This is a genomic window from [Micrococcus luteus] ATCC 49442, from assembly GCF_010367585.1.
GTDB classification, from domain to species: Bacteria; Actinomycetota; Actinomycetes; order Actinomycetales; family Micrococcaceae; genus Arthrobacter; species Arthrobacter luteus_A.
Map to the genome: position 1 here is coordinate 2,872,885 of NZ_JAAAXP010000001.1, position 12,557 is coordinate 2,885,441.

Annotated in this window: 14 protein-coding genes; 7 read left to right on the forward strand and 7 right to left on the reverse strand. The window is 66.2% G+C overall.

Annotated features, from left to right (window positions below):
- Positions 1-148 precede the first annotated feature (148 nt).
- On the reverse strand, positions 149-826 hold the full coding sequence (locus tag GUV69_RS13065) for a 4-carboxy-4-hydroxy-2-oxoadipate aldolase/oxaloacetate decarboxylase (protein WP_164202987.1): 678 nt from the start codon (positions 824-826) through the stop codon (positions 149-151).
- 25 nt (positions 827-851) lie between these two features.
- On the reverse strand, positions 852-2,060 hold the full coding sequence (locus GUV69_RS13070; protein WP_164202989.1) for an aspartate transaminase: 1,209 nt from the start codon (positions 2,058-2,060) through the stop codon (positions 852-854).
- A gap of 217 nt (positions 2,061-2,277) precedes the next feature.
- Here GUV69_RS13070 and GUV69_RS13075 point away from each other — a divergent pair, with 217 nt between their 5' ends.
- Complete coding sequence (locus GUV69_RS13075; protein ID WP_164202991.1) at positions 2,278-2,829, forward strand: hypothetical protein; 552 nt, start codon at positions 2,278-2,280, stop codon at positions 2,827-2,829.
- Here GUV69_RS13075 and GUV69_RS13080 read toward each other — a convergent pair.
- The gene (locus tag GUV69_RS13080; protein ID WP_164202993.1) at positions 2,816-4,045 is read right to left on the reverse strand and encodes a beta-ketoacyl-[acyl-carrier-protein] synthase family protein; all 1,230 of its coding nucleotides are present in this window, start codon (positions 4,043-4,045) and stop codon (positions 2,816-2,818) included. The genes GUV69_RS13075 and GUV69_RS13080 overlap by 14 nt on opposite strands.
- Positions 4,046-4,113: 68 nt before the next feature.
- On the reverse strand, positions 4,114-5,727 hold the full coding sequence (locus GUV69_RS13085; protein WP_164202995.1) for a peptide chain release factor 3: 1,614 nt from the start codon (positions 5,725-5,727) through the stop codon (positions 4,114-4,116).
- Between the two features lie 528 nt (positions 5,728-6,255).
- Here GUV69_RS13085 and disA point away from each other — a divergent pair.
- Positions 6,256-7,332, forward strand: coding sequence for a DNA integrity scanning diadenylate cyclase DisA (gene disA, locus GUV69_RS13090; protein ID WP_164202997.1), 1,077 nt, complete (start codon positions 6,256-6,258; stop codon positions 7,330-7,332).
- A gap of 80 nt (positions 7,333-7,412) precedes the next feature.
- On the opposite strand, the gene GUV69_RS13095 is transcribed toward disA, so the two are convergent.
- A complete protein-coding gene (locus GUV69_RS13095) occupies positions 7,413-8,114 on the reverse strand; it encodes a hypothetical protein (RefSeq protein ID WP_164202999.1) in 702 nt (233 codons plus the stop codon).
- 323 nt (positions 8,115-8,437) lie between these two features.
- Here GUV69_RS13095 and GUV69_RS13100 point away from each other — a divergent pair, with 323 nt between their 5' ends.
- From GUV69_RS13100 to GUV69_RS13120, 5 genes are all read left to right on the forward strand, one after another.
- Complete coding sequence (locus GUV69_RS13100) at positions 8,438-9,274, forward strand: HhH-GPD family protein (RefSeq protein WP_348272266.1); 837 nt, start codon at positions 8,438-8,440, stop codon at positions 9,272-9,274.
- A gap of 65 nt (positions 9,275-9,339) precedes the next feature.
- Positions 9,340-9,771: a DUF3592 domain-containing protein gene (locus GUV69_RS13105; protein ID WP_164203001.1), complete on the forward strand. Its 432-nt coding sequence runs from the start codon at positions 9,340-9,342 to the stop codon at positions 9,769-9,771.
- Positions 9,772-9,783: 12 nt separating this feature from the next.
- Positions 9,784-10,203: a DUF3592 domain-containing protein gene (locus GUV69_RS13110; protein WP_164203003.1), complete on the forward strand. Its 420-nt coding sequence runs from the start codon at positions 9,784-9,786 to the stop codon at positions 10,201-10,203.
- A 40-nt stretch (positions 10,204-10,243) separates the two neighbouring features.
- Positions 10,244-10,735, forward strand: coding sequence for a hypothetical protein (locus GUV69_RS13115; RefSeq protein ID WP_164203005.1), 492 nt, complete (start codon positions 10,244-10,246; stop codon positions 10,733-10,735).
- A gap of 185 nt (positions 10,736-10,920) precedes the next feature.
- Positions 10,921-11,232: a DUF3040 domain-containing protein gene (locus tag GUV69_RS13120; protein ID WP_164203007.1), complete on the forward strand. Its 312-nt coding sequence runs from the start codon at positions 10,921-10,923 to the stop codon at positions 11,230-11,232.
- 3 nt (positions 11,233-11,235) lie between these two features.
- Here the strand turns inward: GUV69_RS13120 and dhaM are convergent, their stop codons facing one another.
- Positions 11,236-11,928, reverse strand: coding sequence for a dihydroxyacetone kinase phosphoryl donor subunit DhaM (gene dhaM / locus GUV69_RS13125; protein ID WP_164203009.1), 693 nt, complete (start codon positions 11,926-11,928; stop codon positions 11,236-11,238).
- Positions 11,925-12,557, reverse strand: coding sequence for a dihydroxyacetone kinase subunit DhaL (gene dhaL / locus GUV69_RS13130; protein WP_164203011.1), 633 nt, complete (start codon positions 12,555-12,557; stop codon positions 11,925-11,927). The genes dhaM and dhaL overlap by 4 nt, the downstream gene beginning before the upstream one ends.

Here is a 12,557-nt window from a genome sequence, read left to right on the forward strand (position 1 = left end):
CTGACCACGCTCACAGCCGACCATGCCCGCGAGACTGGGTTTAGCTCCCCAACGAAGCCACCGTGAGTGCAGCAAAGCCGCCGCAGGACGAACCCTGCGGCGGCTTCACGGGCGCTCTTCCGCCCGGGTGCGCTTCCGCCCTGGCGTGCTAGGCCTGCTCGACCAGCAGTCCCTTGGCCTTCAGGACGTCGGTCAGGTTGCACAGGTCAATGGTGGTGCCGCCGGCCTTGTACAGGCTGATGAGCTCACGCTCGGCGTCGTCCCGTTCCTGCGAGAGGCGGATGACTTCCTCGATCTCGTCCTTGCGGACCACCACCACACCGTCAGCGTCGCCGCGGAGGACGTCGCCCGGGTAGATGATCTCGTCGCCGAAGACCACGGGGTGGTTGATCGGGCCGATGGTTTCCTTGACCGTGCCCTTGATGGAGACACTGCCTGAGAAGACCGGCAGGCCCAGCTCGATGAGGTCCTGGGTGTCGCGGACCCCCGAGTCCGTCACCAGGCCGGCCAGTCCCTTCGCTTTCATGGCGTTGCCGAGGACGTCGCCGAAGGTTCCGGCCTCCTCGTACTCCCCCGCCGCGGCCAGGATGACATCCCCCGGCTGGGCGTAGTGGATGGCCACCTGCAGCATCAGGTTGTCACGCGGCGCACACCGGACTGTGGTGGCCGGGCCGCAGAAGGACATGGACCTGTCGATGGGTTTGATGCGGGAGCTGAGGGCGCCCTTGCGTCCCTGCGCCTCGTGGATCGTGGCTGACGAGAACTTCGCGAGCTGGCTGATGGCGTCCGCGGTTGGGCGTTCGATGGTGGTTTTGACGTGGATCACGGTGTTTTCCTTCGGTGGGTTTGGATCAGTTAAGGGCCCGGACGGCCTTGTCGATGGCAGCGATGGACTCCTCGATGACATCCAGGCTGGTGGCGTAGGAGATGCGGAAGTACGGGCCCAGGCCATAGGCGGAGCCCTGGATGACGGCTACGGAGGCGGCATCCAGCAGGTAGAGGGTGAAGTCCTGGTCGTCGCCGATGACAGTTCCATCCGGAGCCGTCCTGCCGATGACGCCCGCACAGTTGACGTAGGCGTAGAAGGCGCCTTCCGGCGTCGTGCACGACAAACCGTCGACGGCGTTCAGTGCGGCGACAGCGGTGTCCCGCCTGGTGATGTAAACGTCCAGGCTCTCGCGGACAAAGGACTGGTCCCCGGTCAGGGCGGCGACGGCGGCGGCCTGGCTCACTGAGGAGGGGCACGAGGAGATCTGGGACTGCAGTTTGTTGATGGCGGCAATCACCGGGGCCGGCCCGGCCGCGTACCCCAGCCGCCAGCCTGTCATGGCGTAGGCCTTGGACACACCGTTGACGGCGAGGATGCGGTCCTTCAGGTCGGGGGCCACCTCCACCAGGCTGGTCAGCTTGCCGGCGCCGAAGTAGATCTGGTCGTAGATTTCGTCGGTAAGGACGTAGACGTGCGGGAAGGCAGCCAGAACATCCGCAAGGGCCCGGAGCTCATCGCGTGAGTAGACGGCCCCGGTGGGGTTGGACGGTGCGTTGAGGATGACCCATTTGGTGCGCCCGGTAATGGCGCCGGCCAGGGCCTCCGGTGTGAGTTTGAATCCGGTGTCCTCGCCGCAGGCTACAACGACGGGGGTGCCTTCGTTGGCCAGCACCATGTCCGGGTAGGAGACCCAGTAGGGTGCGGGCACGATCACCTCGTCCCCGGCGTCGAGGGACGCCATGAACGCCGTGAAGATGACCTGTTTGGCCCCGCCGCCAATCGTGATCTCGGCCGGGGTGTAGTGCAGGCCGGTGCGCTGTTCAAGGGTCTGCAGGATGGCCGTTTGGAGGGCCGGCGTTCCGGTGACGGAGGTGTACTTGGTTTCGCCGCGGCTGATCGCGTCGACGGCCGCCGCCTTGATGTGTCCGGGGGTGTCGAAGTCCGGCTCGCCGACGGTGAGGTCGAGGATTCGGCGCCCTTCCGCTTTCAGCTCCCGCACACGGGCGGCCGCGGCCACGCTGGCGGAAGACTTGATGCGGGACACCCGCGAGGCAGGTACAAATTCAGACATGGTCTCTTCCTAGGGAGTCGAAGCGAGCGGTACTCGTTTCCTTCGACACTAGGGAAATCCTGCGGGTATGGATAAGACCAATACTGCGTGGGCGGATAAGCAACCCTTATGGCCCGGCGGCCACACAATCCGCTTATCGCGGCAACGGATATAGGTATTTCCCGCAGAAGAGCGCCCCTGCCTAGGGTTGGACCTGATGTTTTGAGGAGAGGAACATATGGCAGGCCAGCAGAGCGCCAAGGCGGTCGCGGGAGGCTACCGGTACCGCGGCGGCCGGCCAGCGCAGTCGCCTGATCAGCAACGGAACGAACTGAGTCAACAGTTGCTGGACAAGCAAAGTGCCATCCGTTTCAGGTCCAGCCGGATCCGGGATCTCGCGGCAAACCTCAACGTGCTGGTGGCGCAGGCGCTCCGCGACGGCGCCCCGGTGACAGCGCTATCGCGTATTACCCGGCTTTCCACCGGGGCGGTGCGCAGAACCGGCCTCGCCTTCGACGATATGCAGCCCTCGGGCCTTCCCGCGGCCGAGCATCTCCGGCTGATCTCCCACCTGCTGCACGAACTGACAGCCCTGGAGGAATCGAGGGCAAATGTCGAGGAAGAGCGCCGGCAACTGCTTGCAGCGGCCAGCAGGCAGCGGCTCCTGGACGACTTCGAGTTGGCGTCCCTCACAGGGCTCCGACCCGAACACATCAGGAAAGTAACCCGCGGTGTCACTCCCCGGCCGCGAACAGTGGCGGCCTGCGATGCGCCGCTCAGCTCCCGGTAATCACCAGGGCAACGCTGTGTCCGCCGAAGCCGAAGGCGTTGACCAGGCCGGCGGGGGCTGTTCCGGGCGCAAGCGTGTGGGCGTTTTCGGTGATGACGTTCAGGTTCACTTCGGGATCCAGCGCCTCGATATTCACCGTGCCCGGGAGCTGTCCGGTTTGCAGCGTCTGCACCACCACGACGGCGGCCAGCGCACCGGCGCCGCCCAGCAGGTGGCCGGTGTGGCCCTTCGTGGAGGTCACCGGCACGTCTGAGCCGAAGATGGCGTTGATGGCCTGCGCCTCAAGCCGGTCCCCCACCGGGGTGGAGGTGGCGTGGGCGTGGACAAAGCCGATGTCCGCGGCCTGCAATCCCGCGGAGTCCAGCGCCTTCTGCATCACGCGCCGCTGCATGGCCGGGTCGGCTGCCACGATGTCGTTTGCGTCGGAGGTGACCGAGCCACCCGCTACGGCCCCGAGGACGGCGGCGCCACGCGCGCGGGCATGGGCCTCGCTTTCCAGCACCACAATGCCGGCGCCTTCAGCGAGCACAAAACCGTCGCGGCCGCCGTCGAACGGCCGTGAGGCGCGCTGTGGCTCATCGTTGCGGGTTGAGAGTGCGCGGATCTGGGAGAAGCCGGTGATCACCAGGTCGTTGACGGAGGCGTCCACACCGCCGGCGATAACGACGTCGGCTGCACCGGATCTGATCATTTCGGCGCCCTGGACAATTGCTTCAGCGCCGGACGCGCAGGCGCTGACAGGGGTGCGGGCACCGCCGCGCGCGCCAAGATCGATGGACACCCACGCGGCAGGGCCGTTGACCATCAGGCGGGTGAGCGTGTGCGGCGATACCCGGCGCGGGCCGCCGCTGGCCAGTGCGCGGTCCTGTTCCAAGGTGGAGCCCAGTCCGCCGTAGGCCGAGCCGATCACCACGGCGAACCGCTCGGGATCAACCTCGGGCTCCCCTGCCTGCTTCCAGGCTTCGCGGGCTGCAACCAGCGCCAACTGGCCGCAGCGGTCCATCCGCTTCAGCTCGCGGGTGGTCAGGTGCTCGGAGAGGTCGGCGGTGATCTGCCCGGCCATCCGGACCGGCAGCTGCTCAGCCCAGTCCGCCTCCAGCGCGGCGATTCCCGATTTCCCTGCCACCAGGCCGGACCATGTCTCGGCAACGGTGGAGCCGAGGGGATTGATGGTCCCTGCGCCGGTGATCAGCGCGCGGGGTTGATTTGCAGACATCGTTGTTCCTGGCTCTCGGGTTTTTCAGGGGTGTTGGTGGGCCTGCCGGCGCAGCTTGGGTGGGACGGCTACTTTGCCGGGTTATGGGTGCCGATGGGCACAAGGGTCAGATCCGGGTGGTTCTTCTCGATCCGGCGAAGCGCCCAGACGTCGTTGAACAAGGCGAGGTATTCGCCGTCGGACCTCAACAGCACCTCGGCGCCCGGCACATTTGCCAGCGCGGGCATGGCATCCGCCGTCGAAATCCTGGCGATGGAATAGGGCAGGCGTTCCAGCCGCATGGGCGCGCTGAAGTCATGAGCCATCCGGTCTTCCACCACTTCAAACTGCATGGGGCCGACGGCGGCAAGCACCGGCGCCTGGTCGCCGCGGAGGTCGGAGCGGAGCAGCTGGATAACGCCCTCGTGCTCGAGCTGCTCGATGCCGCGGCGGAACTGCTTGAACTTGCTGGGGTCCTTGGACCGGGCCACCTGGAAGTGTTCGGGGGCGAACAGCGGGATGGCGGGGTACTCCACCGCTTCTTCGAGGAAGAGGCTGTCGCCAACGCGCAGGGAAGAGGCGTTGACCAGGCCCACAACGTCGCCGGGGTAGGCCTCGTCGATGACCTCGCGTTCGCGGCCGAAGACCTGCTGGGCGTATTTCGTGGCGAAGGACTTCCCGGTCCGGGTCTGGGTGACCACCATGCCCCGCTCGAAGACGCCCGAGCAGACGCGGATGAAGGCCACGTGGTCGCGGTGGGCCTTGTTCATGCCTGCCTGGACCTTGAAGACGAAGCCGGAGAATGGCGACTCGACTGCGCGGGGGCTGCCGTCGATGTCCGGTCGGGGAGCCGCCGGCGGCGCGAAGTCCACCAGGGCGTCCAGGATTTCCTTCACGCCGAAGTTCAGGGCGGCGGAGCTGAACAGGATGGGCGTGGCCGAGCCCGCGTGGAAAGCATCAACGTCGAACTCGAGGTTGGATTCGATCACCAGGCCGGCTTCGTCCACGGCGTCGGACCAGTTATTGCCCTGGCTTTCCGCGGCTTCCTCCGGTGTGAAGTACTCAGTCAGCGCGATGTTGGCCCCGGCGTTGTTGCGCTGGAACCGGGCAAAGCGGTCGTTACGGAGGTCCCAGACACCGCGGAAGTCGCCCGAGATACCCACGGCCCAGGTCAGCGGCATGGGCTGCAGGCCGGTCCGCTCGGTGATCTCGTCCATCAGCGCCAGGGCGTCCAGGCCGGGCCGGTCCCACTTGTTGATCACGGTGATGATGGGCAGGTTCCGGGCCTTGCAGACTTCGAACAGCTTCATGGTCTGCGTTTCCAGGCCCTTGGCGGCGTCAACCAGCATCACGGCGCAGTCGACGGCGGCGAGGACGCGGTACGTATCCTCGGAGAAATCAGCGTGGCCAGGGGTGTCCAGCAGGTTGATGACGGTGTCCCGGTAAGAGAACTGCAGGGCGGCGGAACTGATGGAAATGCCGCGGTCCTTCTCCATCTGCATCCAGTCCGAGACCGTTTCCTTGCGGTTGGCCTTGCCGCTGGAAGCACCGGCGGTGCCGATCACCTTTGCGTGCAGTGCCAAGGCCTCGGTGAGCGTGGACTTGCCGGCGTCGGGGTGCGAAATAACAGCAAAGGTCCGACGCCGGGCCGCCTGTTTGTGAATCTCGTTGACCCGGGCGGGGCTTAGGACATCTTGGGACACGGTGCTACTTTCGCTGCGACGGGGTTACCCCAAGGCGATCGGCAGGCCTTAAGGGGAAGCATGGCTCTGAGACAGCCAAGCTCAAGTTTATCGCAGTGCCGGGCAGGCGCCGAAGACTGGGCATGGTACCCGTCTGTTCAAGAGGCGGCGACGGCTTTCGACGCGCTTTTCCGCTTCTTTTCCACTTCGACCCGCATCTTCCTGCGGACCCTGGTTTATTGGGATCGCCAGAATATGCGAGTCGCCAGCCAGATGCGCGTCGAAATCCCGCGGCGGCGGCGCTGCGTCGTGTGCCGGGCCCCCGGGCAGGGGCGCCAAAATGCCTCCCCGGCCGGCCGCCGTCGAAGGCAAACCTTGCCTGTTGCGGGCACCCCCGTATGGGGCACTTTGGGGCTTGCCCGTGCGGTTGTTCGGGTTTTCTACCCCTATCATTGACCTAGCGGGAAAATGAGTATTTTTTGTCCTGCCGGCTGAGCGTGAATTCCGGCATTCTGCGGGCGTCGGTCTGCACCTTTGAAGGGAACACCTATGGCGCGGAGCCCCGAAGAATCGCTAAAGGCGACTCTGGGCAGAGTGGCTCCAGGAACGCCGCTGCGGGACGGACTCGAACGCATCCTCCGCGGGCGCACCGGCGCCCTGATAGTCCTGGGCATCGATCGGACCATCGAATCTATCTGCTCCGGCGGCTTCGACATCGGCATCGACTTCTCCCCCACAAGGCTCCGCGAACTGGCCAAGATGGACGGTGCCATCATCTGCGACAAGGACGCCGGGAACATCCTCCGAGCCGCCGTCCAGCTGGTCCCGGACTCGAGCATCGAAACCCAGGAGTCCGGCACCCGGCACCGGACCGCCGAACGCGTGGCCATCCAGACCGGCGTTCCCGTGATTTCCGTCAGCCAGTCCATGCAGATCATCGCGCTGTACGTCAACGGCCTCCGGCACGTCCTGGAAGGATCCGAGAAGGTCCTGGCCCGCGCAAACCAGGCCCTCGCAACCCTCGAGCGGTACCGTTCGCGGCTGGACCAGGTCACCAGCTCCCTGTCAGCCCTGGAGATCGAAGCCATGGTGACCGTCCGCGATGTTGCTGTCACCCTGCAGCGCCAGGAAATGGTACGCCGCATCTCCGAGGAAATCTCGCAGTACGTCCTGGAACTCGGCGAGGACGGCCGGCTCTTGTCCCTCCAGCTGGACGAGCTCACAGTTGGCCGAGGCCCGGGCAGCGACGTCATCATCCGTGACTACGCCTCCCCGGACGCTTCCGCCGAAGACATCGAAAAGGCCGTGAACGCCCTGGTAAGCCTTGGGCCCACGGAGCTGATCGACCTGGGCAAGATCTCAGGAATTGTCGGCTTTGCAGGCGGCGAAGCCAACCTCGACGCCGTGGTGCAGCCCCGCGGCTACCGGCTGCTCTCCGGGCTCAAGGCCGTCCCCAAGGCCGTTGCGGACCGCCTGGTGGACCACTTCGGCGGCCTGCAGTTCCTGATGGCGGCCACCATTGATGACCTGATGACCGTGGATGGCATCGGCGACCAGCGCGCCCGCACCGTCCGCGAGGGCCTGAGCCGGATGGCCGAAGCCAGCCTGCTGGACCGCTTCCTGTAGCCCCACCCATCGACTGCTCCGTAGGGGCCGTTTTGGGCGCTCAAAAGGACCGTTACGGAGCAATCGATGGGAGGGCAGCGTCAGTTGAGCTGAAACACTGCCTTGGGGCTGGCTTTCGAGCCGAGCTTGGCCGTGAAGATGTAGTAGGCCCCGCCGCCCCCTGGCTTTGCCGCAACCGGCTGGCACCCTTCCAGCGACCTGTTCATGGCCCACGGGAAGTTGGCCGTTTCGCTGGCACCCGGCGCGATGGTCTTCACAAGGTCTTCGCTCTTGGTCTGGCAGTCCCTGGACGAGAAAATCCGGTCTGCCCCGCTGGTCACCAGGAACTCCATCTGGGAAGTCCCGATGTTCACTTCACAGGGCATCGTGCCGCCGTTTGTCACCTTCAGGCTCAGCAGCGGTTTTTCGTCAAGGCTGTACGCCGGCTTGTCCGTGGAACCCGAAACTGTGACCAGGTTCTGGTTGCACGTGGGAGTCGGTGTGGGCGTGGGAGTGGCGCTGGGCGCGGCCGACGGCGAACCGCCGGGAGCGGGGGCCGCTGCGGTAGCGCCGGGGTTGGGGTTGTCCGTGGCTGACACCTGCTCAGTGCCTTTGAAGGCCCCGGCCATGGCAAATCCGCCAAACACCAGGCCCGCCACGATAAGGAGGGCTACTCCCAGAAACATGCGACGGCGGCGATAGACGGCGGGGCTGGGCTTGCGCGGCACCCCGGAACCGGTCCGGTCACCCGAACCGGAAGCGGAAGCCGTGTTGCGCTGTGATGAATTGCCTTGCCTGCCCATCCTTCTAGGCTAGAGAACCCGTCGAATTCTGCCCGCCCACCACGCCGTTGCCCGGCCAACGCTCAGGTCACAGTTTCCCGGCGGCGGCATGCCCGGCACTTTGGCGTGCCCTCCGGAGCATCAACTACAGTGTGGGGATCGACGCTACAACCCTTTCCCCAGCCCTGCCCTCGGACGGCACACCCCTTCGTGACGCCGGTGCCGGCCTCGCCGCTGAAGCCGGCACAAGCCACCTCACCGGCCTGCACCGCCGGATCACCGGCTGGTTTGCGGATACGGCGCGGGAGCTTCCCTGGCGCGAACCGGACTGCCCGCCGTGGGGCATCCTGGTCAGCGAGGTCATGCTGCAGCAGACTCCGGTGGTCCGCGTGCTGCCTGTCTGGAGTGAGTGGCTGGAGCGCTGGCCCACCCCGGCAGAACTTGCGGGCGAACCGGCGGGCGAAGCAGTCCGCGCCTGGGGCCGCCTCGGCTACCCCCGGCGCGCGCTGCGGCTGCATGCAGCGGCCACTGCCATTGTCCGCGACCACGGCGGCGAGGTCCCCGGAGCCTATGCCGAACTGCTGGCCCTGCCCGGGGTGGGCAGCTACACGGCCGCAGCGGTGGCTGCCTTTGCTTTCGGACGCCGTGAGACTGTGGTGGACACCAACATCCGGCGCGTGCACGCACGCCTCATTTCCGGCGTCGCGCTTCCTGCACCGTCGCTGAGCGCCGCGGAGATGCGGCTTGCGGCGGAACTGCTGCCGGACGACGACGGCGCCTCCGTGCGCTGGAACGCAGCGGTTATGGAGCTGGGGGCGCTGGTGTGCACGGCCCGGGCGCCAAAGTGCGCGGACTGCCCCGTACGGAATTCCTGCGCCTGGCTGGCAGCCGGCGAGCCGCCGCCGTCGTATGTTCCCCAGGGCCAGGCGTGGCACGGCACTGACCGCCAGGTCCGCGGGGCCGTGATCGCCGTGCTGCGGCTGGCCCACGCCCCGGTGCCGGCGGAATTGTTCCAGCAGGAGCCCGCGGATCTTGGCTTCGCAGCGGAAGGAATCAGTGTGCCGCTGGCCGCGCTGCACCGGCTGGGCCCCGCCCCCGAGCAGCTGGAGCGTGCGCTGGCAGGCCTGCTGGGTGACGGTCTGGCCGAACTGCACCAGGGCGGTTACCGGCTGCCCGCGTGACGAATTTTTAGGGCACCGAAGGTCCGGGTGACATACTTTCTGGTGACTTGAACCGGGGGAAATACATGAGAATCGTGCTCTACATCATCTGGGCGCTGTTTGTTGTCACTGCCACTTACCTGCTCGCCAAGCACCTGCGGCAGGCAAGGCGGCATGAACAGCAGATCGCCGGCTGGCCAAAAGTGCAGGCCACCGTGACGGGCAACGTCGGTGGCTGGACAAACGGCGGCGGTAACGGCACCCGAAACCGGGTTTTTTACCCCACCTACCAGTTCCTTCACCCGAACGGTGCCCTGTATGCCGGTGAATCCGAGGTGTCGTACCGCAACCGGCAGGAACCGGGGTCGCTCCTGAATGTGGCCTACAACCCGGCGAACCCGAACCAGTCGTTCGAGATGTCGTCCGACTCCAAGGCAATGATCGGCTGCGCTATCCCGGCATTCGCTTTCTTCGCCCTGGTGCTGTTTTGGGCCGCCGGCGCCTTTCCGCTGGGCTGAACCATGGACTCCGTGAAACTGATTTTTATCGTCCTGCCCGGCCTGTTCCTTGCCCTCGGCCTGATCCTGGTGGGGATGTCACTGGCACCGTCGTTCCGGCGCCGCGCCTCTACGCGCGGGTGGGTGGAGGCCTCGGCAACCGTCACCGGAAACCTCCACGGCCGGGACGGCCACGGCAGCAACGGCCGTAACCGCTTCGCACCGTCCTTCGAATTCAACGACGCTGCCGGCAAGCGGTGGCTGGGCCAATCCGATATCTACGGCCCGGACCAGGAGATCATCGGCAATGCCATTCCAGTGCGCTACAACCCGGCCAACCCGGCCGAGTCCACCCGTCCGGGTTTTTTGGTCGCCAAGGGCCGCCTCTCCACAGGTCTCATTCTGGTGCTCTTTGGGGCCGGGGCCATAACAATGTTTGGCACACTTCTCTGATAGCAGTGCGGTGCGGATTCCGCCGGATCTACGCTGAAGTATGCGCAAGTCCGGACTGCTCCCGGCGCTGATGACCACAGCGCTTCTCACCTCCTGCTACTACTACGAGGGCCCTCAGCCCTGCCCGGCGATCGCGCAGGCGACGGCTGTCTCGGTAACCATCCCGGCTTCGTACGTGCCGCAGGTGGCGACACTTCGTCTGAAGGCCTGCCAGGACGGCGTGTGCAAGGAAGACGCCGTGGAACTGCGCCCGGGCTCGGTATCCGTGGACCAGGGCTGCACGCCGGACGGTGTCTGCTCCGCCACGGCCTCCCCCGACGGAACGTTGACCGGCGCGCTCTTCCTGGACTCCCTCACCGAGGCTCCGATGGCGGTGACAGCTACCGGAACCTCCCCCGACGGGAAGGCTCTTCCGGTGCGGACGCTGGACTTCCGGCCGCGCGGAGACTACCCGTTTGGCGAACAGTGCGGGAGGTTCGTCACCGCCTCCGTAGTGCTCGACGCCGAGGGGTTGCGGGAGGCCCCGGCATAGGGCGCGATGCCCCTCCACGCGGTCATTTCGGGGCAAATCTGCGGGGTGCGAGGCGGCTCCCGGGAGGCCTTCGGCGCACCCCGAAGCGGGCTCTTGACTTCCATCCGCAACACTCTTAGCGTCAGTTTTACTAACACTGTGAATGTTAGATTTAGTGACTTAACTGGACACCAATGGGGGTTCCGATGCCACTCTCAGATCGGGAGCGCAAGCAGTTGGAAGAGCTGGAAGCTGACCTGGCAGCGGACGATCCCCGACTCGCGCAGAGGCTCTCGTCGGGGTCCCTTAAGTCCAGGCTCAAGGCCCGCATGTCTATCGGAGCACTCGTGTGTTTGATCGGACTGGTTGTGCTGATAGCCGGTGTCAGCACGCAAATTGTTGTGGTGGGCGTCGGTGGCTTCCTTGTGATGGGCGCAGGTGCCTACCTGCTCGTGGGCGCCCACTCCTTCCGGTTCCCGAAATCCCCCAAGAGCCCTGACGCCGACCCCAAGGGGTGAAGGCTATGGCTCGCCGAAGCCTGCCTGGACCAGTCCGCCCACGTAGTTCAGCGCGCGTTCGGCGTCAGGCCCCCAGGCCTCGACATGAAGCACGGATCCCTTGCCCGCGGCCAAGGTCATGAGCGATGTCATTGAGGCGCCATCCACCCCGTTGACAGTGACTTCTGCGTCCATGGCCGCCAGACCACCCGCGATTTTCGCTGCGGGCCGGGCATGCATGCCGGCCTGATTGATGAGCTCAAAGTTCCCGGTGAATTCCGGTCCGGCACCCGTTACGGAGCCTTCCGAAACAGAGCTGACCGGGGACGACGCGGGCGAAACCCGGCCATATACAGCCTCAGCGGCCCGCTTAACAGCTTGCGCATCGGCGCCGCCCTGGGCGGCCACCGCGGCCGCCACCAGGCCTTCCACCAAGGGCGCGTCCGCCAGAAGAACCCCGGAGGGGTCAGCTGCGAGTTCCAGTGCGGACTCCGCAGTCAGCACGGCCGAACCGAGATCAGTCAGGACCACTACGCCCTCGCCGCCGGCGGCCTGGTCCATGGCGGACATGACTTTCTCCAGGCTCGTACCGATCCTGCCGTCCGCGGTGCCCCCGGCGGCCAGCATCACCACGTCGGGCGCCATTTGGGCGGCAAGCTCCACGGCGCCGTCGGCTATTTTTTCACTATGGGAGACCACCACCAGGCGAACCGTCACGCGGCGGCCCCGACAGCGGCGCGGAGTATCAGGGCGCTGGAGGCAGCACCGGGATCGCGATGGCCGGCACTGCGCTCCCCCAGATAGCTGGCCCGGCCCTTGCGGGCCACCAGCGGTTCGGTTGCCACGGCGCCTGCTTCGGCGGCCTCGGCTGCGGCCACGAGCACTGCCAGGACATTACCGGTACCGTCCGCTGCGACGGCCTGGGCTGCCTCCACAGCGGGCGTCCACGCGTCCACCATGGTTTTGTCGCCCGACTCCGCCTTTCCCCTGGCCACGATCCCGTCACGCGCAGCCAGCAATGCTGCAGCCAGGGCCGAGGGATCCACTTCGCGGGCGTCACCGAGTGACGTGGAGGCGCGCAGGAACGCTGTGCCATACAGGGGGCCGGCCGCGCCGCCCACCTTTGACATCAGGGTCATGGCGGTCAGCTTGAGTGCCGCACCGGGTGTCTCCGGCGGCGCTTCGGCCAGCTTCTCCAGCACGGCCTGGAATCCGCGGTCCATGTTCTCGCCGTGGTCCGAGTCGCCGATGGCGCGGTCGAGCTCGATGAGCCACACCCGGTTTTCGGCCATCGACTCGGCGCACATTGTCAGCCATTTCACGGCCCATTTGACGTCGAGCAGCAT

What these genes read in the sequence shown, in the direction of transcription:
- GUV69_RS13070 (WP_164202989.1), bottom strand. Translation starts at nt 2,060, where the DNA reads ATGTCTGAATTTGTACCTGCCTCGCGGGTGTCCCGCATCAAGTCTTCC.
- GUV69_RS13075 (WP_164202991.1), top strand. Translation starts at nt 2,278, where the DNA reads ATGGCAGGCCAGCAGAGCGCCAAGGCGGTCGCGGGAGGCTACCGGTAC.
- GUV69_RS13080 (WP_164202993.1), bottom strand. Translation starts at nt 4,045, where the DNA reads ATGTCTGCAAATCAACCCCGCGCGCTGATCACCGGCGCAGGGACCATC.
- disA (WP_164202997.1), top strand. Translation starts at nt 6,256, where the DNA reads ATGGCGCGGAGCCCCGAAGAATCGCTAAAGGCGACTCTGGGCAGAGTG.
- GUV69_RS13095 (WP_164202999.1), bottom strand. Translation starts at nt 8,114, where the DNA reads ATGGGCAGGCAAGGCAATTCATCACAGCGCAACACGGCTTCCGCTTCC.
- GUV69_RS13105 (WP_164203001.1), top strand. Translation starts at nt 9,340, where the DNA reads ATGAGAATCGTGCTCTACATCATCTGGGCGCTGTTTGTTGTCACTGCC.
- GUV69_RS13115 (WP_164203005.1), top strand. Translation starts at nt 10,244, where the DNA reads ATGCGCAAGTCCGGACTGCTCCCGGCGCTGATGACCACAGCGCTTCTC.
- GUV69_RS13120 (WP_164203007.1), top strand. Translation starts at nt 10,921, where the DNA reads ATGCCACTCTCAGATCGGGAGCGCAAGCAGTTGGAAGAGCTGGAAGCT.
- dhaL (WP_164203011.1), bottom strand. Translation starts at nt 12,557, where the DNA reads ATGCTGCTCGACGTCAAATGGGCCGTGAAATGGCTGACAATGTGCGCC.